The organism is Corynebacterium sp. MSK008, assembly GCF_030232585.1.
Lineage (GTDB): Bacteria > Actinomycetota > Actinomycetes > Mycobacteriales > Mycobacteriaceae > Corynebacterium.
This window is the reverse complement of the sequence record NZ_JASPJX010000001.1, coordinates 195982-215591: the sequence shown is the minus strand read 5'-3', so window position 1 is coordinate 215591 and position 19610 is coordinate 195982. Positions and strand designations below refer to the sequence as shown.

General features: G+C 66.1%; 17 protein-coding genes. 7 read left to right on the top strand and 10 right to left on the bottom strand.

Annotation, left to right across the window (positions count from 1 at the left end; translation table 11 throughout):
* Positions 1-22 precede the first annotated feature (22 nt).
* The 5 genes from mutM to gdhA are packed head-to-tail and all read right to left on the bottom strand — an operon-like array spanning position 23 to position 4252.
* Entirely contained in the window at positions 23-844 is an 822-nt protein-coding gene (gene mutM / locus QP996_RS01020) for a bifunctional DNA-formamidopyrimidine glycosylase/DNA-(apurinic or apyrimidinic site) lyase (RefSeq protein ID WP_284870767.1), read from the bottom strand.
* Positions 837-1604 (bottom strand): ribonuclease III, encoded by a 768-nt coding sequence (gene rnc, locus QP996_RS01015; RefSeq protein ID WP_284870766.1) that lies wholly within the window; start codon positions 1602-1604, stop codon positions 837-839. The genes mutM and rnc overlap by 8 nt, the downstream gene beginning before the upstream one ends.
* Complete coding sequence (locus tag QP996_RS01010; protein ID WP_284870764.1) at positions 1601-2137, bottom strand: YceD family protein; 537 nt, start codon at positions 2135-2137, stop codon at positions 1601-1603. The genes rnc and QP996_RS01010 overlap by 4 nt, the downstream gene beginning before the upstream one ends.
* 19 nt (positions 2138-2156) lie before the next feature.
* Positions 2157-2879 (bottom strand): DivIVA domain-containing protein, encoded by a 723-nt coding sequence (locus tag QP996_RS01005; RefSeq protein ID WP_284870763.1) that lies wholly within the window; start codon positions 2877-2879, stop codon positions 2157-2159.
* 26 nt (positions 2880-2905) lie between these two features.
* Positions 2906-4252, bottom strand: a complete 1347-nt coding sequence (gene gdhA / locus QP996_RS01000) for an NADP-specific glutamate dehydrogenase (protein WP_284870762.1) — start codon at positions 4250-4252, stop codon at positions 2906-2908.
* A 100-nt stretch (positions 4253-4352) separates the two neighbouring features.
* On the opposite strand from gdhA, the gene QP996_RS00995 reads away from it, so the two are divergent.
* Positions 4353-5480 (top strand): glycerate kinase family protein, encoded by a 1128-nt coding sequence (locus tag QP996_RS00995; RefSeq protein WP_284870760.1) that lies wholly within the window; start codon positions 4353-4355, stop codon positions 5478-5480.
* Here QP996_RS00995 and QP996_RS00990 read toward each other — a convergent pair.
* On the bottom strand, positions 5450-5839 hold the full coding sequence (locus QP996_RS00990; RefSeq protein ID WP_284870758.1) for a hypothetical protein: 390 nt from the start codon (positions 5837-5839) through the stop codon (positions 5450-5452). The two genes, QP996_RS00995 and QP996_RS00990, sit on opposite strands and share 31 nt — an antisense overlap.
* Before the next feature lie 31 nt (positions 5840-5870).
* Between QP996_RS00990 and QP996_RS00985 the strand changes: the two genes are divergently transcribed.
* The 3 genes from QP996_RS00985 to QP996_RS00975 are packed head-to-tail and all read left to right on the top strand — an operon-like array spanning position 5871 to position 10895.
* Positions 5871-7211, top strand: coding sequence for a DUF4921 family protein (locus tag QP996_RS00985; RefSeq protein WP_284870757.1), 1341 nt, complete (start codon positions 5871-5873; stop codon positions 7209-7211).
* Positions 7212-7214: 3 nt separating this feature from the next.
* Positions 7215-8468, top strand: coding sequence for an amidohydrolase (locus QP996_RS00980; protein ID WP_284870755.1), 1254 nt, complete (start codon positions 7215-7217; stop codon positions 8466-8468).
* 42 nt (positions 8469-8510) lie between these two features.
* Complete coding sequence (locus tag QP996_RS00975; RefSeq protein WP_284870754.1) at positions 8511-10895, top strand: glycogen/starch/alpha-glucan phosphorylase; 2385 nt, start codon at positions 8511-8513, stop codon at positions 10893-10895.
* Here QP996_RS00975 and QP996_RS00970 read toward each other — a convergent pair whose 3' ends face one another.
* Positions 10896-11354: a GNAT family N-acetyltransferase gene (locus tag QP996_RS00970; RefSeq protein WP_284870753.1), complete on the bottom strand. Its 459-nt coding sequence runs from the start codon at positions 11352-11354 to the stop codon at positions 10896-10898. It abuts the gene before it with no gap.
* A gap of 29 nt (positions 11355-11383) precedes the next feature.
* Here QP996_RS00970 and QP996_RS00965 point away from each other — a divergent pair, with 29 nt between their 5' ends.
* Genes QP996_RS00965 through QP996_RS00955 form a run of 3 tightly spaced genes read left to right on the top strand, consistent with a single transcriptional unit; the run spans position 11384 to position 14148 of the window.
* Entirely contained in the window at positions 11384-13225 is a 1842-nt protein-coding gene (locus tag QP996_RS00965; protein ID WP_284870752.1) for a chorismate-binding protein, read from the top strand.
* Positions 13218-13967, top strand: coding sequence for an aminotransferase class IV (locus QP996_RS00960; RefSeq protein WP_284870751.1), 750 nt, complete (start codon positions 13218-13220; stop codon positions 13965-13967). The genes QP996_RS00965 and QP996_RS00960 overlap by 8 nt, the downstream gene beginning before the upstream one ends.
* Positions 13960-14148 (top strand): hypothetical protein, encoded by a 189-nt coding sequence (locus QP996_RS00955; RefSeq protein ID WP_284870749.1) that lies wholly within the window; start codon positions 13960-13962, stop codon positions 14146-14148. Before QP996_RS00960 ends, QP996_RS00955 begins: the two co-directional genes overlap by 8 nt.
* Positions 14149-14787: 639 nt before the next feature.
* Here the strand turns inward: QP996_RS00955 and QP996_RS00950 are convergent.
* Genes QP996_RS00950 through lgt form a run of 3 tightly spaced genes read right to left on the bottom strand, consistent with a single transcriptional unit; the run spans position 14788 to position 19603 of the window.
* Positions 14788-17208 carry an excinuclease ABC subunit UvrA gene (locus QP996_RS00950; protein ID WP_284870748.1) on the bottom strand — a complete coding sequence of 807 codons (2421 nt, stop codon included), beginning with the start codon at positions 17206-17208 and terminating at the stop codon, positions 14788-14790.
* Positions 17209-17226: 18 nt separating this feature from the next.
* The gene (pyk, locus tag QP996_RS00945) at positions 17227-18651 is read right to left on the bottom strand and encodes a pyruvate kinase (RefSeq protein ID WP_284870747.1); all 1425 of its coding nucleotides are present in this window, start codon (positions 18649-18651) and stop codon (positions 17227-17229) included.
* Complete coding sequence (lgt, locus tag QP996_RS00940; RefSeq protein WP_284870746.1) at positions 18644-19603, bottom strand: prolipoprotein diacylglyceryl transferase; 960 nt, start codon at positions 19601-19603, stop codon at positions 18644-18646. The genes pyk and lgt overlap by 8 nt, the downstream gene beginning before the upstream one ends.
* Positions 19604-19610: the final 7 nt, after the last annotated feature.

Sequence of the window (19610 nt, the reverse complement as noted above, 5' to 3'; positions counted from 1 at the left end):
GTCGCACCACCGTACTCTCGCGCTACAGCACCTGGCATGCGGGGCAGAAGTAGCTGGAGCGCCCGCCGACCACAACGCGTTCGATCGGGGTGCCGCAGCGGGCGCAGGGTTTGCCCGCCTGCCCGTAGGCGTTGAGCGAGCGGGAGAAGTACCCGGATGCGCCGTTGACGTTGACGTACAGCGCATCGAAGCTGGTGCCACCCTGCTCCAGAGAGCGGGCCATCACCTCGCGCGAGGCGTCGAGCACCGCCTCCGCGTCGCGCTGGCGCATGGTCTTCGCGCTGCGCCAGGGCTTCAGGCACGCGGCCCACATCGCCTCGTCGGCGTAGATGGATCCGATTCCGCTGACCACCTCTTGGTTGAGCAGCACATTTTTCAACGGTGATTTCCTCCGCCGCATCGCACGGGCAGTCTCCCGGACGTCGAAGTCGGGCTCGAACGGGTCGGGGGCGATGTGGAGGGCGGGTTCCGGAACGCCGCCCACAAGCTGCGTGTACTGCCAGAACCCGAAAGTGCGCTGGTCCACAAAATCCAGCTCCACCTCCCCCACGTCCGCGCGGATACGCAGGTGCGGCGAGGTCACGGTGTCATGGTTCGCCACAAGCATCTGCCCGCTCATGCGCAGATGCACGAGCAGCGCCGCGCCGTCGCTGAGCGTGAACCACATGTATTTGCCGCGCCGGCCCGTGCCGGTAATCGTGAGCCCAGGCAGCGTGGCCTCCAAGTCCACCGTGTTGCCGCGCGCGGCGCGGGGGTGCAGCACCTCAACCCGCTGAAACGTGCAACCGACTACGTGCTGGTCCAGCCCGCGGCGCACCACCTCAACTTCGGGCAGCTCAGGCATCGCCGCGAACGGCCTCCGCCGCGTGGTCGCGCAGGTACAGCACCGCCTGGTGGGCCGCCTCCTGCTCCGCCAGCTTCTTGTTCGGTCCGGTGCCGGTACCGCGGGAAGTTCCAGCGACGAGCGCATGAGCAGTAAAGGTCTGGTTGTGCTCGGGGCCTTCCGCCTCGGAGACGTACTCGGCCACCGGAAGCTTCAGCTCGGCAAGGCGCACCTGCAGGTCCGTCTTCCAGTCGTGGTGCTTCTTGTTCACGGTGGCGGTGCGCAGCTTCTCGTCGAAAAGCTTGAGAATCACATCGCGCGCCGGCTCGAAGCCGTGCTGCAGGTAGATCGCGCCGAAGATCGCCTCGGTGGTGTCCGCGAGGATCGACTCCTTCTCGCGGCCGCCGGTGAGTTCCTCACCCTTGCCGATGAGCACGTGCTTGCCCAGATCGATCTCGCGGGCGATGTCCGCGAGGCCGTAGCGCGAGACGATGGCCGCGCGCATCGGCGACAGGTCCGACTCCGGACGCGAGGGGTAGAGCTCGAACAGCTTGGTGGCCACGGACAGGCCCAGCACGGCATCGCCGACGAACTCTAAGCGCTCGTTGTTGGGAAGGTGCCCGTGCTCGTTGGCGAAGGAGCGGTGGGTCAGCGCGAGCTTCAGGCTCTCGCGCTCGATGTCCACACCGAGGTGCTCCAGCAGCGGGGCGTGGTCAACGCTGCTAAACGCCTGCTCCCACAGCTCGTTCGCGTTGCCCTTGTTCTTCTTCGAGCGGCTCACAGGAATTTCTCCAGGCCGGCCCAACGCGGGTCGACCAGGTTGTTCTCTTCGCCCTCAACCGCGTCCGGGGCCGGCACGTCGGTGTCGCCCTCGCACTCCGGCTCGCAGGTGGGGTTGAACGGCCAGTTCATACCGGCCTCGTCCACGAACGCCTGCTCCAGGTCCACGGTGCCGTCGACAACCTTGCGAATCTCGTCGCCGGAGCCCTGGTCCTCGGCTTCCTCGCTGTCGCCGGTGATGAAGTCGTCGGAGGCGGAAAACACCTCGGAGATACGCAGCGTCTCGGTCGGGGTGAGCTCCTTTAAGCAGCGCACGCACTGGCCCTCCAGCTGCGCGGTCGCGGTGGCATCCACCATCACGCCGGAGCCCAGCGGGACCAGGGTCGCCTCGATTTCAACCTCGCGCCCTTCGGGGATCGCGATCATTTCGGGGCCGATGCGCGACGGGGACGGGCCCGTCTGCGTCACAGTTTCTGGTGTGCCGTCGCCGCCAAGGACGTCGCTGACGTCAAATACAAAAGGGTTGGTAGACATAACGGCAACAGACTACCCGTTAGAACTCGTCGCGGCGGCCGCGCGCCGCAGCGCCAGCGGCACCCGCGCCGCGACGCAGCGCAGAGCGGTCGGAGGAGACGGTCTGCAGCACGTTGCGCAGGCCTTCCTCGAACTCGGCGAGCTTGGAATCGACGTAGTCGTCGCACTCGGAGCGCAGGCGGTTGGACTCTGCGGTCGCCTCGTCCACCAGGCGGTGTGCTTCCTCGTCGGCGCGGCGCATGACCTCGGACTCGGAGATGAGGCGCTCCTGCTCCGCCACACCCTTATCCACGGTGCGCTGGTACTCGGCGTTGCCGGACTCGACGATGTTGTCGGCCTCGCGCTGCGCGTTGTTCACCGTCATCTCGGCCACGTTCTGCGCCTGGGTGACCATCATGTTGGACTCTTCCTCCGCGTCAGTGACCAGGTTGGTCGCGCGGGCCTGGGCGTCGGAGAGCATGGACTCGGACTCGGAGTGGGCGTCGGAGACAATGCGGCGGGCATCCTCTTCCGCGTCGCCGACGAGCATGTCGGCGCGGTCCTGCGCCCCGCGCAGGATCTCGTCCTGCTTGTCCAGCACGTCCTGCGCGTCGTCCAAGTCGACGGGCAGGGCGTTGCGGAGGTCGTCGAGAAGCCCAAGCATCTCGTTGCGGGGAACCATGCAATTGGCGGTCATGGGCACGCCGTAGGCCTGCTCCAGGGTCTGAACTAGCTCATCCAGGGCTTCAAAAACGCGGTACATAGTGCCTAAGCGTACCCGCTGAAGCGTTAAATCACGCCCTGGGCGAGCATCGCGTCGGCAACCTTTTTAAAACCGGCGATATTTGCGCCGATGACGTAGTCGCCCGCGTGGTCGTATTCCTCGGCGGTGTTCTTGGTCACCTTGAAGATGTTGGACATGATCTGGTGCAGGCGGTCATCCGTGTAGTCGAAGGACCAGGAGTCGCGCGAGGCGTTCTGCTGCATCTCCAGCGCGGAGGTGGCCACGCCGCCGGCGTTAGCGGCCTTACCTGGGCCGAAGCACACGCCGCGGTCACGGAAGACCTCGATCGCCTCGGCGGTGGACGGCATGTTCGCACCCTCCGCGACGTAGCGCACGCCATTGTCCACGAGTACGCGGGCGTGGTCGCCGCCCAGCTCGTTCTGCGTCGCGCACGGCAGGGCTACGTCCGCCTTGAGGTCCCAGATCGAGCCGTCGGCGTGGAACGTCGCGCCGGTGGCCTCCTCCACGTACTCGGACACGCGCCCGCGGCGGTTTTCCTTGATTTCGCGGACAAGCTCGATGTCTACACCGTTCGGGGTCTCCACCCAGCCGGAGGAATCGGAGAAGCCGACCACGGTCGCGCCGAGCTCCTGCGCTTTCTGCATGGCGTAGATGGCCACGTTGCCGGAGCCGGAGACGATGACCTTCGCGCCGTCGATGGAGTCGCCGTTGGCCTTCATCATCTCGTTGGTGAAGTACACGCTGCCGTAGCCGGTGGCCTCCTTGCGCACCAGGGAGCCGCCCCAGGTCAGGCCCTTGCCGGTGAGCACGCCGGACTCGTGCTGGTCCACCAGGCGGCGGTACTGGCCAAACAGGTAGCCGATTTCGCGGCCGCCGACGCCGATGTCGCCGGCGGGCACGTCGCGGTACTCGCCGATGTGGCGCCACAGCTCCGTCATGAAGGACTGGCAAAAGCGCATGATCTCCCCGTCGGAGCGGCCCTTCGGGTCGAAGTCGGAGCCGCCCTTGCCGCCGCCGATGGGCAAGCCGGTCAGGGAGTTTTTGAAGATCTGCTCGAAGCCGAGGAACTTGATGATGCCCAGGTTCACGCTCGGGTGGAAGCGCAGCCCGCCCTTGTAGGGGCCGAGCGCGGAGTTGAACTGGACGCGGAAGCCGCGGTTGACGCGCACGTTGTTGTCGTCGTCCAGCCAGGGCACGCGGAAAATGATCTGGCGCTCCGGCTCACAAAGACGCTCGATCAGCCCGTAGTCCGCGTAATGCGGGTCTTTGCCCAGCACGATCTTCAGCGAATCCAGCACCTCGGCCACCGCCTGGTGGAACTCCGGCTCGCCCGCGTTGCGCTCCAAAAGCTTCTGGTAGTAGCCGGCAACTTCCTGATCAATCGCGCTCATTGGGCGTAGCCTCCGATATCTATAGCTATGCAGATTTAAGTACCGGACAAACTTTACAACACCATTCGTCCCCGCGTGAGCGGCAGCTAAACTCTCCCCCATGGTTTCTCCCCTCGACGCAGTTCCGTCGCCCAAAATCGTTGTCGCGCCGGACTCCTTCAAGTCCACCGCTACCGCCGCCGAGGCCGCAGAATGGCTCGCCGAAGGCGTGCGCTCCGTCATCCGCGACGCGCAGATCGTGCTCACCCCCATGGCGGACGGCGGCGAAGGTACCTCGTCGCTGTTCGAGGGCGAGCTCATTTGCTTGCCGACGACTACCGCGGCCGGCCGCCTCACCGAAGCGGAGTACACCTTCCACGCCCCGAGCAAGACCGCCTACATCGACGTCGCCGCCGCCTCCGGCCTGCCCGCGGTGGACGAGCCGGTGCTCCTGACCGGCGACACCTACGGCACCGGCGTGCTCATCGCGGACGCCGAGACGCGCGGCGCCGAGCGGATCGTGCTGGGCCTCGGCGGCACCGCAACGATCGACGGCGGCACCGGCATCCTCGTCGCCCTCGGCGTCAACCCCTTGGACCAGGCCGGCTACCAGCTGAAACCCGGTGGCGGCGCGTTGGAGCAGCTGGCGAACTTCGACACCGCGAAGGTGAACGTCCCCGCCGGCGCGGTGGAGTGGGTGCTTTTGACCGACACCACCGCGCCCGCCACCGGTCCCCAGGGTGCGGCGCACGTGTTCGGCCCGCAGAAGGGCGCGACGGAAGACGACATCGAGGTGCTCGACCGGGGTCTGGCGCATCTGTGCGAGGTCGCGGACGTGGACCCGGCCACCCCGGGCTTAGGCGCTGCGGGAGGCGTGGGCATCGGCATCACGTGGCTGTCCACCATGCTGCACGGGGATTCGTCCCACGTGCACATCCTGCCCGGCGCTCGCGTGGTGGCGGATTCCAACGGGCTCGCAGAGCAGGTCGAGGGCGCGGCGCTCGTGATCACCGGCGAGGGCCGCTTCGACGGACAAACCGGCACCGGCAAGGTCGCCTCCGTCGTCGGCGAACTGGCCCGCGGGGCCGGCGCGGCGTTCGCGGTGGCTGCAGGGCGTTTCGACGAGCAGCCGGACGAGGGCACCATCGCGGTGACGCTGTCGGAGACGAACAACGTGCGCGAGCAGCTCACCCAGGCCGGCGCTGAGATCGCCGTGGCCTACCTGAACACTTCCACGGTCCAGGGGTAGATCGAGGGCGATTCGAACCGGTCCTGGTCTTCCAGCAGCACCGGGTCGCGCGGCAGGTCCGCCTTCGGGGTGAGGATGCGCGACAGGCCCATGGCCAGGCGGTTGAGGCTGTCTGCCCCCTCGGGCGTGATGCGGTAGCGGAACACCTCGGCGTCCGCGGGGTCTTCGCCCCGGTCCCGCTCGTAGGTTTCGGCCAGTTGCGTGCGCACGGAGCCGTCGATAAGCACCTGCTCCATTTCCACCGTGCCCGAGGTGAGCATCTCCCGGTGCACGAGGATGTCGAGTGCGCGCTGGAAGACCTCTTTGACCTCGCCGGCGACGGTGGGTGGGACGAGGACGTCGAATTGGATCACAGACATGTGCTCAAGGCTAACCGGTATGGTTGCGTGCATGTCTAACCCCGCCATGAACCCAGCGCACTCGTACCACGTTGCGCTGCGGACCATGGCGGACGGGACTTTAAAGCAGGTCAATCCGTTCTCCGGCACGGAGGTGTGGACGGTTCCAGGCCGCGGCAACAGGCCCCTTACCGCCACAGGCGCCCCGCCGGAGCCGTTGATGCCCGGCGCGCTCACGGACACCTGCAATTTCTGCGAAGCGCGCAAACTGCGCACCCCGCCGGAGAAGTCGCGGCTGGTGGCCGACGGCGAGGGGTTTGCCATCCTGCGCGATGCCATGCCCGACGAGTTAGACAACACAGTCGCGGAGTTTCGGCGGGTGCCCAACCTGTTCGAGATTGTCAGCTACGACTACTGGCAGAAAAACTACGGCTACGAAATGCCGGTCGCGCGCCGCAGCCACATGGAGCGCTACCTGGCGGACCCCGCCGGGCGCGAACATGTGCTTGAGATTGTGCGGACGCGGCTGGCAGCAGCCGGCCAGGACCCGGATCGGCCCGAGGATGAGCTGCTCGAGCTGGCCCCGGCCTACTTCGGCGGCGGCCACGACGTGATCATCGGCCGGCGCCACTTTGAAGACGGGGCGGAGAACACAGCGCAGCTCGCCGGCTCCGGGTCGCTGACCCCGGAGGAGCACTACCGCTTCATCGCGTTCACCGTGGATTCGCTGCGCGACCTAGTGGAGCAGCACACCTACGCCCGCTACGTGGTGGTGTTCCAAAACTGGCTCTCACCCGCCGGCGCCTCGTTCGAGCACCTGCACAAGCAGCTGGTGGCCATCGACGAGCGCGGCGTCAACGCCGAGACCGAAACGGCGAAGCTGCGTCAGAATTTGAACCTGTACAACGACTGGGGCGTCAACCACGCGTTCTACCAAAACCTGGTGATCGCGGAGAACGACCACGCCATCCTCACCGCCGGCGTGGGCCACCGCTACCCCACCATGACGGTGTACTCGAAGTCCCGCGTCAGCGAGCCGTGGGAGCACACGGACGAGGAGGTTCGCGCGGTCTCCGACCTGCTGCACGCAGCCCACGCCGCCACCGGCGGGCAGGTAGCCACAAACGAGGAGTGGCACTACCGCCCCGTGGACCTGGACGTGCCCATGCCGTGGCGCATCAACGTGAAATGGCGCATTTCCACCCTCGCCGGCTTCGAGGGCGGCACGCAGATTTACGTGAACACGCTCTCGCCGTTTGACATGCGCGATCGCGCCACGGCTGCACTTCGCACTTTGCGTAGCGACGGCCACGTGTCTGCGTCGTTGCGTATCGCCGAGGAATGCACCCCCGCGCCAAACCTATTGCGATATAACCCAAATTTGGAGAGATGAATTTTGAGTAATATTTCCGAGATTTTGCACTCCTACTCCGTAGACGAGGTGTGGCAGCGCCGCCTCTACGAACTACTGCACGCCAACCCGGAGCTGTCCATGCAGGAGGAGGAGACCTACAGCCGTCTGATGATGGAGCTGTCGCGGTTCGACTGCGAGGTCATCGCCCCCATCGGCAAGTTCGGCATCTGCGCCGTCTTCGAAAATGGCGAAGGCCCGACCGTGATGCACCGCGCGGACTTCGACGGCTTGCCGGTGACCGAGCAGACCGGCGCACCGTATGCCTCTCACAAGGTGGCCAAAACCGCCGACGGGCAGACCGTGGGCACCATGCACGCCTGCGGCCACGACATCCACACCACCGCGCTGCTGAGCATGTGCGATTTTTTGGACAACACCCGCGAGCAGTGGTCCGGCACCTTTATCGCTTTGTTCCAGCCTGGCGAGGAGATCGGCGCCGGCGCCCAGGACATGGCCGACGGCGGCCTGACCGAGAAGGTGCCTACCCCGGACGTGGTCTTCGGCCAGCATGTCATGCCGGGCCGCGCCGGTTTAGTGATGTCCAAGCCGGGCCCGCAGTTCGCCGCCTGTGATTCCATCCGCATCAAAATTCCGGGCCGCGCCGCTCACGGCTCCATGCCGCACAACGCCATCGACCCCACCTACACCGCGGCGATGATCATTGCCCGCCTGCAGGCGATCGTGGGCCGCGAGGTGGACCCGGCGGACTTCGCCGTGGTCACCGTGGCCAGCATGCACGCCGGCACCACCAACAACATCATCCCGGGCGAGGCCGAGCTCGTGCTCAATTGCCGCTTCTACTCCGACCGGGTCAAGGCGAAGGTGTACTCCGCCATCAAGCGCGTGGTCCACGCCGAGGTGCTGGCCTCCGGCTCGCTGGACCAGGCCATGATCTCCTTTTTCGCCCACGGCGAGCTGCTGGACAACGACGAGGAAGTGTTTGACCGCGTGCGCGAGCAGTTCGACGGCGTCTTCGGCGACGCGTCTGTCACCGCCGACCCGAAGACCGTCTCCGAGGACTTCCCCGTCATCGGCCAGGCCTACGGCGCGCCGTACTTCTTCTGGCTCGTCGGCTGCACACCCCACGACGTGTGGGACAAGGCCGTGGAGGAAGACCGCGTCGGCGAGGACGTCCCGGTCAACCACATGTCCACCTTCCTGCCGGAGTACGAACCCACCATCGACGCCTCCACCCGCGCGGGCCTGACCGCCGCACTGACCTACTTGGCTAAGTAGCTCACCTGCACACGCCCCGGCGCGCCGGTACGCTCGGGTCACATGACTGCATCTCAGCCAGCATTCGAGCAGACCGTCGAGGGCCACGTCCGTAGCTTCTCCGGCCGCGCGCCGCAAGACTCCACGGTGAAGAAGTTCTGGACGGGGCTTTCCGCCGCCACTGTCGAGCAGATCGCCGACAACTGGGCGAAAACCCGCAACACCTACAAGGCCAGCCGCCGTGCGGCGTACTTCTCGGCGGAGTTCCTGGAGGGTCGGGCGTTGCTGAATAACCTGACCAACCTTGGGCTCGTCGATAAGGCGAAGGCTATCGCCGAGGAGAATGGCTTCGAGCTTTCGGACGTGCTGGAGGCTGAGCACGATGCCGCCCTGGGCAACGGCGGCCTGGGGCGCCTGGCCGCCTGCTTCCTTGATTCCGCAGCTGAGCAGGACTTCCCGCTGACCGGCTACGGCCTGCTGTATCGCTACGGCCTGTTCCGCCAGGAGTTCGAGGACGGCTTCCAGCGCGAGCACCCGGACGCGTGGAAGGAATCGTTCTACCCCTTCATCATCCGCCGCGGCTCCGAGCAGCGCATTGTGAAGTTCGACGACATGCACGTGCGCGCCATCCCGTACGACATGCCGATCACCGGCTACGGCACGGACAACGTGGGCACCCTGCGCCTGTGGGACGCATCCCCGATCGCCGAGTTCGACTACGACGCGTTCAACTCCCAGCGCTTCGCCGACGCGATCCTTGAGCGCGAGGCGGTCCACGACATCACGCGCGTGCTCTACCCCAACGACTCCACCTACGCCGGCAAGCTGCTTCGCGTTCGCCAGCAGTACTTTTTCTGCTCCGCATCGCTGCAGGAGCTTATCGACGACTACATCGCCGCCCACGGCGACGACCTGCGCGAGTTCCACAAGTACAACTCCATCCAGCTCAACGACACCCACCCGGTGCTGGGCATTCCGGAGCTGATGCGCCTGCTCATGGACGAGCACGGCCTGGGCTGGGACGAAGCCTGGGAGGTGACCACTCACACATTCGCCTACACCAACCACACGGTGCTGCAGGAGGCGCTGGAGACGTGGGAGGAATCCATCTTCAAGCAACTGTTCTGGCGCATCTGGGAGATCGTGGAGGAGATCGACCGCCGCTACCGCCTGGACATGGAGTCCCGCGGCGTGGACGCGGAGACGGCGCACCACTACTCCCCGGTGCACGACGGGCGCGTGCACATGGCGTGGATCGCCTGCTACGCCTCCTACTCCGTCAACGGCGTGGCGGCGCTGCACACCGAGATCATCAAACGCGACACGCTCGGCTTCTGGCACGGCCTGTACCCGGAGCGCTTCAACAACAAAACCAACGGTGTCACCCCGCGCCGCTGGCTGCGCATGTGTAACCCGCGCCTGTCCGCCCTGCTGGACCGCCTCGCCGGCTCCGACGAGTGGGTCACCGACCTGGACAAACTCAAGGAGCTTCGCCCGCTTATGGACGACCCAAAGGTGCTCAACGAACTCCGCGACATCAAGTCGGCGAACAAGCGCGACTTCGCGGAGTGGATCGCTGCCCGCCAGGGTGTGGAGATCGACCCGGACTCCATCTTTGATACGCAGATCAAGCGCTTGCACGAGTACAAGCGCCAGCTCATGAACGCGCTGTACATCCTGGATTTGTACTTCCGCATCACGGTCGACGGCGAGCGCGACGTGCCGAAGCGCACGTTCATCTTCGGCGCGAAGGCGGCCCCCGGCTACGTCACCGCCAAGGGCATCATCAAGCTCATCAACACCATCGCGGAGCTGGTGAACAACGACCCGGAGGCCTCGAAGTACATCCACGTGGTGTTCGTGGAGAACTACAACGTCTCGCCTGCCGAGCAGATCATCCCGGCCACGGACGTCTCCGAGCAGATCTCCACCGCCGGCAAGGAGGCCTCGGGCACGTCGAACATGAAGTTCATGATGAACGGCGCGCTCACACTCGGCACCATGGACGGCGCGAACGTGGAGATCGTGGACGCGGTCGGCGAGGAGAACGCCTACATCTTCGGCGCCCGCGAGGAGGAGCTGCCGGAACTGAAGGCGCACTACAACCCGCGCCAGGTGGCCGAGCAGACCCCGGGGCTCATGCGCGCCCTCGACGCGCTCGTCGACGGCACCCTGGACGACCGCGGCACCGGCGCCTTCCACGACATCCGCGCCTCGCTTCTGGAGGACAACGGTTACGGCGAGCAGGATGTCTACTACGTGCTTGGCGATTTCGCCGCCTACCGCGAGGCCCGCGACCGCATGGCCGCGGACTACTACGCTGACCCGGACGAGTGGGCCCGCAAGTGCTGGATCAACATCTGCGAGTCCGGCCGCTTCTCCTCCGACCGCACGATCCGCGACTACGCCGAGGACGTGTGGAAGATCGAGCCCACCCCGATCAACTAGCTAGTCGCGCACCATGCGCTTCAAGGTGACGTCGTCGCCCGCGTGGTGCGTTTCTTCCCCGTCGAAGGTGAACCCGTGCTTGTGGTAGAACGCCTGGGCGCGTTCGTTGAAGTCCGCGACCCATAGGAACGCGGGTTCTCCCGGAGGCACCACTGCGTCCATGAGTTTCGGTGCAACCCCGGTGCCCGCCGCCGTTTCCAGCAGGTAGAGGTTGCACAGTTCAGTGCGCTCGCCGGGCACGCCGTAGGCCATGCCCACCGCCTCGCCGTCCACCTCCGCGAGGTAGACGCGGCCGTCCGGCGAGTCGAAGTACTCGGCCCACTTTCGCTCGAGCGGTGCGAAGTTATTCAGCACCTCGTCGGCGATATGCCCGCGGAAGGCCCGTGCGCGGGAGCGGTTGTGCACGGCGGCGACAGTGGCGGCGTCTTCGGCGCGAGCTGGCCGGATTGTGGCGTCCATGCAGTTAAACGCTATACGATTTCGGCACAATGATTCTGCTCGTTGACAATTACGACTCATATACATTCAACCTCGCCCACCTGGTCGCGCAGGCCGCCGGCCGCGAGCCCCTCGTAGTCCCCGCGGGCGAGGCCGCTGATCTTCCTCAGCGGGTGCGCGCCGGCGAGTTCAGCCACGTGGTCATCTCCCCGGGCCCCGGAACCCCGGAGCGCGAGGAGGATTTCGGAGCGTCCCGGCGCGTCATCGAGGCAGCCGCGGATGCCGGCGTCCCGCTGCTCGGCGTGTGCCTGGGCCACCAGGGGTTGGCGATGCTCGCCGGGGCCAGGGTCACCCGCGCGCCCGAGCCGCGCCACGGGTTCGTCTCCACCGTCACCCACTCCGGCGAGGGCATCTTCACCGGCATCCCGCAGGGTTTTGAGGTGGTGCGCTACCACTCGCTTCACGTTGACGAGCTCCCCGGCATCACGGTGCACGCCCGCAGCGAGGACGGCGTAATCCAGGCGCTCAAAGTCGACGGGTTGAATCACTGGGGCGTGCAATTCCACCCCGAATCGGTGCTCACCCAGCACGGCGCGGCGATCATGCGCAACTTCCTCGGCGGCTGGCGCCTGATCCACCGCGAAATCCCCGGCGCGCTCGACTGCCAACGCGTCTTCAACGCGATCACGCGCGACGGTAACGACGCATTCTTCCTCGACTCCGCCGACACGCGCGGGCATTTCTCCATCCTCGGCGACACCGCGGGAACGCTTTCGCGCTCCATGAGCTATTCGCTTGACGACGGCAACGTGCTCGACACCCTCAGCACCGAACTGTCCACCCCAGTTCTCGATGCACCCGACCTGCCGTTTACCGGCGGATGGATCGGGTACTTGGGCTACGAGTGCGCCGAGCTGACCATGCGGATCACGCTGCGCCACCGCTCGCCCTACCCGGACGCGTATTTTGTGCGTCCGCAGTCGTTCATCGTCTACGACCACGACACCGAAACCGCGCACCTATGCGCCCTGGCGGGTGACGGCGCTACCGATCTGCTCGACCGGTTGGAGCAGGCGTTGCAGGGGGCGGAGGGGGCCGGAGGGACGTCGATAGGCGAAGGCTCCTGGAGCAACCCGGACTACCTCGCCAGCATTGAAAAGGCGCAGGAGTTGCTGCGCGCGGGTGAGAGTTACGAGGTGTGCTTGACCGACACTTTCACCGCCGAAGCGACGGGCGATATCTATCGCAAGCTGCGCGAACACAACCCCGCGCCGTACGCCGCGCACCTGATCTTCGACGGCGTGGAGGTCGCCAGCGCCTCGCCCGAGCGATTCCTCACCGTGCGCGGCCGTAACGTGGAGGCGAAACCGATCAAGGGCACCATCGCCGCCGACGAAGACCCCGCGCTGCTTGACGACGACAAAACCCGCGCCGAAAACCTCATGATCGTGGACCTGTTGCGCAACGACCTCTCCCGCGTCTGCGAACCTGGTACCGTGCGCGTGCCCGGGCTGATGCAGGTGGAGTCGTACGCGACGGTGCACCAGCTGGTTTCCACCATCACCGGCCGCCTGCGCGAGGGTCACACTGCCATCGACGCGGTGCGCGCGACGTTCCCGCCTGGCTCCATGACCGGCGCGCCGAAACTGCGCACCTGCGAGATCATCGATCGGCTGGAGACCTCCCCGCGCGGCGTTTACTCCGGCGCGCTGGGCTACTTCGGCTTCGACGGCCAGGCCGACCTGTCCGTGGTGATCCGCACCGCCGTGCGCGCGGGCGACACCGTCACCGTGGGCGCAGGCGGCGCGATCGTGCTCGCCTCCGACCCCGAGTCCGAACTCGCCGAGCGCAACCTCAAGGCCCAGTCCGTGCTGGGAGCGTTCGATGCGTAGATACGCCTGGCGCGGTGCATTCGTGGAGTGCGACGTCCCCGACGGCCCTCTCGATGTGGCCGACTCCTGGCGCCACTCGAACGGCCGCACCAACGGCCTCGACCTGCACCTTCAGCGGTTTTCGCGCGCTGCGGGCCCGCTGCCGGACGGGTTCGTCGATAGGCTCATGCCACTGCTGCGAGACGGCGAGCTGTTTCCCCGCATCGTGTTGTCGCAGGGGCTTTTGCTTCTCGACGTCCGCTCCGCCCCTCCCCCGCGCTCGTCTACTGCGTTGACGTACACGCAGGCTCCCGACCCGCGCACCCGACCCGAGGTTAAGGGCCCTGACTTCGCCGCTTTTCGCACATACCGTTCGCGGTACCAGGTGGAGGGGACGGACGACACGGTGATCGCGGATAAGCGAGGCGCCATGATGGAGACCACCACCGGCGCGCTGGTGATGTGGGACGGCGACACCTTGTGCATCCCCGACGGAGTGTGGCTGCCGAGCGTGACATTGCACCAGGCTGTTGCACGGGCTGAAGAAAAGGGGCTGCCCGTTCGACGTCGCCGCATCACGCCCGAGTTCGCCGCCGAACGCCCCCTGTGGTTCCTCAACTCCCTGCACGGCATCAGCCCGGTCAGCGAACTGCACGCCGGCGACACCGTGATCACTCCCCCGGCACACCCTTGTTTCGACGAGTGGCGCGACTGGTGGTGGGGCGGCTTCACGGTCGAGTGGCAGAATGCTGAGCGTGACTAACCGCAAGAAAAACAAAAAGTCAGTCGCCCGTTCGCGCGCCAACTTCGACCGCGCTTCCCTTCCAGACGATCCAGCGGTGCTGAAGCGAATGATCAAGCAAAAACGCGAGGAAGAAGCTGTAAAGGACGCCATGATCAGCGTGCTGATGGGTTACCGCGGGCCGGGCGGCCGGAACGACTAACTTGTGTAACCCCGGCCGCATGAGCAGCCAACTGCCAACCACCATCCCAGCTACTTCGCATCTGGCAAGAGCGGTAACCCGGAATCCAGCACGCGAATTGATCCGATCCGCGCTTCGTTCGACTATGCAGCTGCATAGCGGACGACGGTGTCGGGACTATGCCGTCGCATAGTTGATGACCGTGCCTGGACTATGCCGCTGCATAGCGAATCCACCCCCCGAAACTATGCCGCTGCATAGTGGAATCGGTCTGCAAGACTATGCCGCTGCATAGTGGACGACGGTGTCGAGGCTATGCAGCCGCATAGTGGAATCGGTGCGCAAGACTATGCCGCTGCATAGTCAACAGTTCCGAACCAATCTCCCCTGACGCGGATCAGCCATCGCGAAAACTATGCCGCTGCATAGCAATCCCGGCCGACGAGACTATGCCGCTGCATAGTGATTCGAGCCGCTTGCCCGCTCGCTTTTGTACGAATTTACATGCGACAATACTTATAAGATTCTAACCTGCACCTTTAAACCTGAACAACCGTCCCAATTGTCGACTTTTGCATGTTTCGTTTAGGGAACCTATCTAACAAAACTTAGACAACGGCGGTTCCGCGGCTATGCAGCTGCATAGTCCCCCACAGCGATCTACGCCGACCGCTCGGCGAGCACCTTCCCGGTCGCGGTGTCGCGCTCGGCCAGCTCCGCCGGGGTGCCGGTGGCGACGATCTGCCCGCCGTCGGCGCCGGCGCCGGGGCCCATCTCGATCACGCGGTCGGCTTGGGCAATGACAGACAGGTCGTGCTCGACCACGATCACGGTCTGGCCCGCGTCGACCAGGCTGTTGAGTTCTTGGACAAGCAGAGCAACGTCGGCGGGGTGGAGGCCGGTGGTGGGCTCGTCCAGCAAATACACGGTGTGGCCCCGGCGCGAGTTGCGGGAGCGCTGCAGCTCGGTGGCCAGCTTGATGCGCTGCGCCTCGCCGCCGGAAAGCTCCGGCGCACCCTGGCCGAGGCGCAGGTAGCCCAGCCCCACCGCTTGCAGGGTTTCCACAGCGCGCAGGATCTTGGGCTCGTCGGCGAACACGTCCGCGGCTTCGTCGACAGTCAGCTCCAGCACCTCCGCGATGGTCAGGCCCTCCCAGGTCACCTCGAGGGTCTCGTCGTTGTAGCGCGCGCCGCCGCAGTCCGGGCAGGTCGTGTACGAGCCGGGCAGGAACACCAGCTCCACCTCGATTTTTCCGGCACCGCCGCAGGTTGGGCACTGCCCCTGCTTCACGTTGTAGGAAAAGCGCGACACGGTCCACTTGCGCCGCTTCGCCTCGTCGGTGCTGGCGAACAGCTTCCGCACGCCGTCGAACAGCCCGGTGTAGGTCGCCAGCGTCGAGCGCGGGGTGCGCCCGATGGGCTTCTGGGTGATCTGCACGACCCGGCTCACTGCGTCGAAGCCTTCTTGCCTATCGACGGACCATCCGGCCTCCCCCACCCCGGCACCATCAGCGGCCTCGTCTTCCTCATCGACGACGGTGGACGCCGCCTCGCGCAGCACCCCGGCGAGCACGGTGCTCACCAGGGTCGACTTGCCCGAGCCGGACACGCCGGCCACGGCGGTGAACTGGCCCATCCCGAAGGACACGTCCAGCCCCTCAATCGAGCGGGCCGAAACCCCAGACAAAACCAGTTCGCCGATGGCGGGCCTTGGGTCGTCGTTAAGCAATGGTGCCCGGTTCGCCAACGCCTTCGCAGTGGGCGCGTCGCCGGTGTAGTCGCTGGTGGGGCCGGCATACACCACCTCACCGCCGCGCTCGCCGGCGAGCGGGCCGACGTCCACGAGCCAGTCGGTCTGGGCGACGAGCTCCATGTCGTGTTCGACCAGCAGAACGGAGTTGCCAGCGTCGATGAAGCGGCGGCAGATGTCCAGCACCGCTCCGCGCTCGGCGGGGTGCAGGCCGGCGGACGGCTCGTCCAGCACGTACGCCACGCCGAACAAGCCCGAGCGCAGCTGGGCGGACAGGCGGATGCGCTGCAGCTCACCGGCGGACAGCGTCGGCGCGGGGCGGTCCAGGCTTAGGTGCGCAAGCCCCAAGTCCAGCGCGGACTGCAGCGCTGGCAGGATCTGCTTGAGTAGCAGGTCCTCGGCCGAGCCCTCGGCAGGTTCCTGCGCGGCCAGCACCTCGTGGACCTGGTCGAGCGGCAGGGCGCCGAGCTCGTCGATAGGCATCCCCGCGTAGGTGACCTTGAGCGCTTCCGGGTTGAGGCGGCGGCCGTGGCAGGTCTCGCACACGCGCGACTCCATGTAGGACAGCACGCGTTTGCGCAGGGTGTCGGACTGGGTCTCCGCGAGCGTATTGGTCAAATACGACGCCACCGAGCGCCACGTGCCCTTGTAGTTGCGCTGGATCTGATCCTCGCCGCGAAGTGGCTTGACGGTGACCACCGGGCGCTCCTCGGTGAACAGGATCCACTCGCGGTCTTCCTTGGGCAGGTCCTGCCAGGGCGAATCCAGGTCGTAGCCCAGCGTGGCCAGGATGTCGTGGAAGTTCTTGCCCGCCCAGGCGCCCGGCCAGGCCTGAATTGCGCCGTCCTCGATGGACAGCGTCGGGTCCGGCACCATGGATTCCTCGGTGGGCTCGTGCACCACGCCGGTGCCCTGGCACGTCGGGCACATGCCTTCGGGTGTGTTCGGGGAAAACGAGTCGGAGTACAGCCCCTTCGGGTTGTCGCCCGCGCGCGAGTACAGCAGACGGATGCTGTTGGACAGCGCGGAGACGGTGCCCACGGTCGAGCGCGCGCCGCCGCCGGAGGTGGACTGCTCCAGCGCCACCGTGGGTGGCAGCCCCTCCACCGAGCCGACCTGCGGGTCCACCGCGGAGCCGATCAGGCGGCGGGCAAAGGGCGCGACCGATTCGAGGTAGCGGCGCTGGCCCTCGCCGTGGATGGTGCCGAACGCGAGCGAGGACTTGCCGGAGCCGGACACACCGGTCACCGCAACAAGTGTGCCGCGCGGGATGTCCACATCCACGTTGCGGAGATTGTGCAGGTGGGCGTCGCGAACTTCGATTCCAGGCATGCCCACCAGCGTAACCACTTAGGGGTTGCGCGTGTCCTCGCCGAGCTGGTGGACGTGGATGGTGTTGGTCGTCCCCGCAACACCCGGCGGGGTGCCTGCGACAACAACCATGGTGTCGCCCTCGTTGTACTGCTCCATGGCCAACAGCTGGCGGTCCACCACCTTGATCATGTCGTCGGTGCTGTGGACCTGCTCGCACAGGAACGTCTCCGCGCCCCACGTCATGGCCAGCTGCGAGCGCACTTGCTGCACCGGTGTGAACACCAGAAGCGGCAGGTCCGGGTGCAGGCGCGCCACGCGGCGTGCGGTGTCGCCCGAGGTGGTGAACGTGACAATCGCGCGCGCGTTGAGGCGGTCGGCGATGTCGTTCGCGGAGTAGGACACCACGCCGCGCTTCGTGCGCGGGATGTGGTTCAGTGGCGGCACGCTGCCCATGGTTTCGGCGGAGCGCACGATGCGGCTCATGGTGCGCACCACGTTGTGCGGATCCACGCCCACGGATGTCTCGCCGGAGAGCATGACGCCGTCTGCGCCGTCGAGCACCGCGTTGGCCACGTCGGAGGCCTCGGCACGCGTCGGGCGTGAGTTCTCAATCATGGAGTCGAGCATTTGCGTTGCGACGATCACCGGCTTGGCATTCTCACGCGCAATCTGGATCACGCGCTTCTGCACGGCCGGGACCTGCTCCAGCGGGATTTCCACGCCCAGGTCGCCGCGCGCGACCATCACTGCGTCGAACGCGAGGATGATGGATTCCAGCGCGTCCACAGCCTCGGGCTTTTCAAGCTTTGCGACGACAGGCACACGCCGGCCGACCTCATCCATGATCTCGTGGACCTGCTCCACATCGGCCGGAGAACGCACGAACGACAGGGCGATAATGTCCACGCCGAGCTCCAGCGCGAAGCGCAGATCAGCCTTGTCCTTCTCGCTCAGCGCCGGCACGGAGATGTCCATGCCCGGAAGCGAGACACCCTTGTTGTTCGACACCGGGCCGCCCTCGGTGACGCGGCAGACCACGTCGTTGCCGTCGACCTCGGTGCAGACCAAACCGACCTTGCCGTCGTCCACGAGCAGGCGGTCGCCCGGCTTCGCGTCCTGGGCGAGCTGCTTGTAGGTGGTGGACACGCGGTCGTGCGTGCCTTCGATGTCGTCGACGGTGATGCGGACGGTCTCGCCGGTTTCCCAGTAGGTCTTGCCGTCGCCTTCGAAGCGGCCGAGGCGGATCTTCGGGCCCTGCAGGTCGGCCAAGATGCCCACGGCGTGGCCGGTCTCGTCGGTGGCCTCACGGACCCAGCGGTAGTTCTGCTCGTGGTCCGGGTAGTCGCCGTGCGAGAAGTTCAGGCGCGCCACGTCCATGCCGTCGCGCACCAGCCCCAAAATCGCATCCTTGCTTGCCACAGCCGGGCCGAGGGTGCAGACGATCTTTGTCCTTCTATCCACGTGTACCAACCTCACCTTCGTAGGTGCCATTCGTGTTTTCCAGCGCCCCACGGTACTCCCGATCCTGGGAGTCTGCCGTGGACGAGCGGTTGTACTCCGGGTCCACCTCCTCCGGGGTCTCCCTGCCCTTTTGCAGCTTGAAGAAGATCACCACGGCGACGATGAACAAAATGGCGGAGACCCACGTGTTCACGCGCAGGCCGAGGATCAGGTTCGCCTCGTCGCGGCGCATGAACTCGATAAAGAACCGGCCCAGCGTGTAGCCGGCAACGTACAGCCAGAACACCCGGCCGTGGCCGAGGCGGAAGCGGCGGTCCGCCCAGATGAGCACGAAAAACACCGCGACGTTCCAGATCAGCTCGTAAAGGAACGTCGGGTGCACGCTCGCGATCACCTCGCCGGTGGAGCGGCCCGTCAGCGGCGCGTACTGGCCGGCTTCGTTGACGCGGTAGTAGATGTCCAGCGCCCACGGCACATCCGTCTCGGCGCCGTAGAGCTCCTGGTTAAAGTAGTTGCCCAGCCGGCCGATGCCTTGGGCGAGGATCACCGACGGCGCGATCGCGTCCGCAAGCGGGGCAATCGGCAGCCCCTTGCGCCGCATCATCACCCACACCGCCACCGCGCCAAGCGCCACCGCGCCGATAATGCCCAAGCCCCCGGCGGTGATATTGAACGCCTGCCAGGGGTTTTTGCCCTCGCCGAAGTACTTCTGGTGGTCCGTGATCACGTGGTACAAGCGCCCGCCGATGATGCCGGCGGGGATGACCACAATCGCCGCGTCCCACACCGTCTCCGGGTTACCGCCACGCGCTTTGTAGCGGCGCAGCGAGATCGCCATCGCGACAACGATGCCGGTGATGATGCACAGCGCGTAGGCGCGGATGGGGATGGGACCGAGGTACCACACGCCCTGCGGCGGCGACGGAATGTTGGCCAAGTTCAGCGTTTGCACGCCAAAC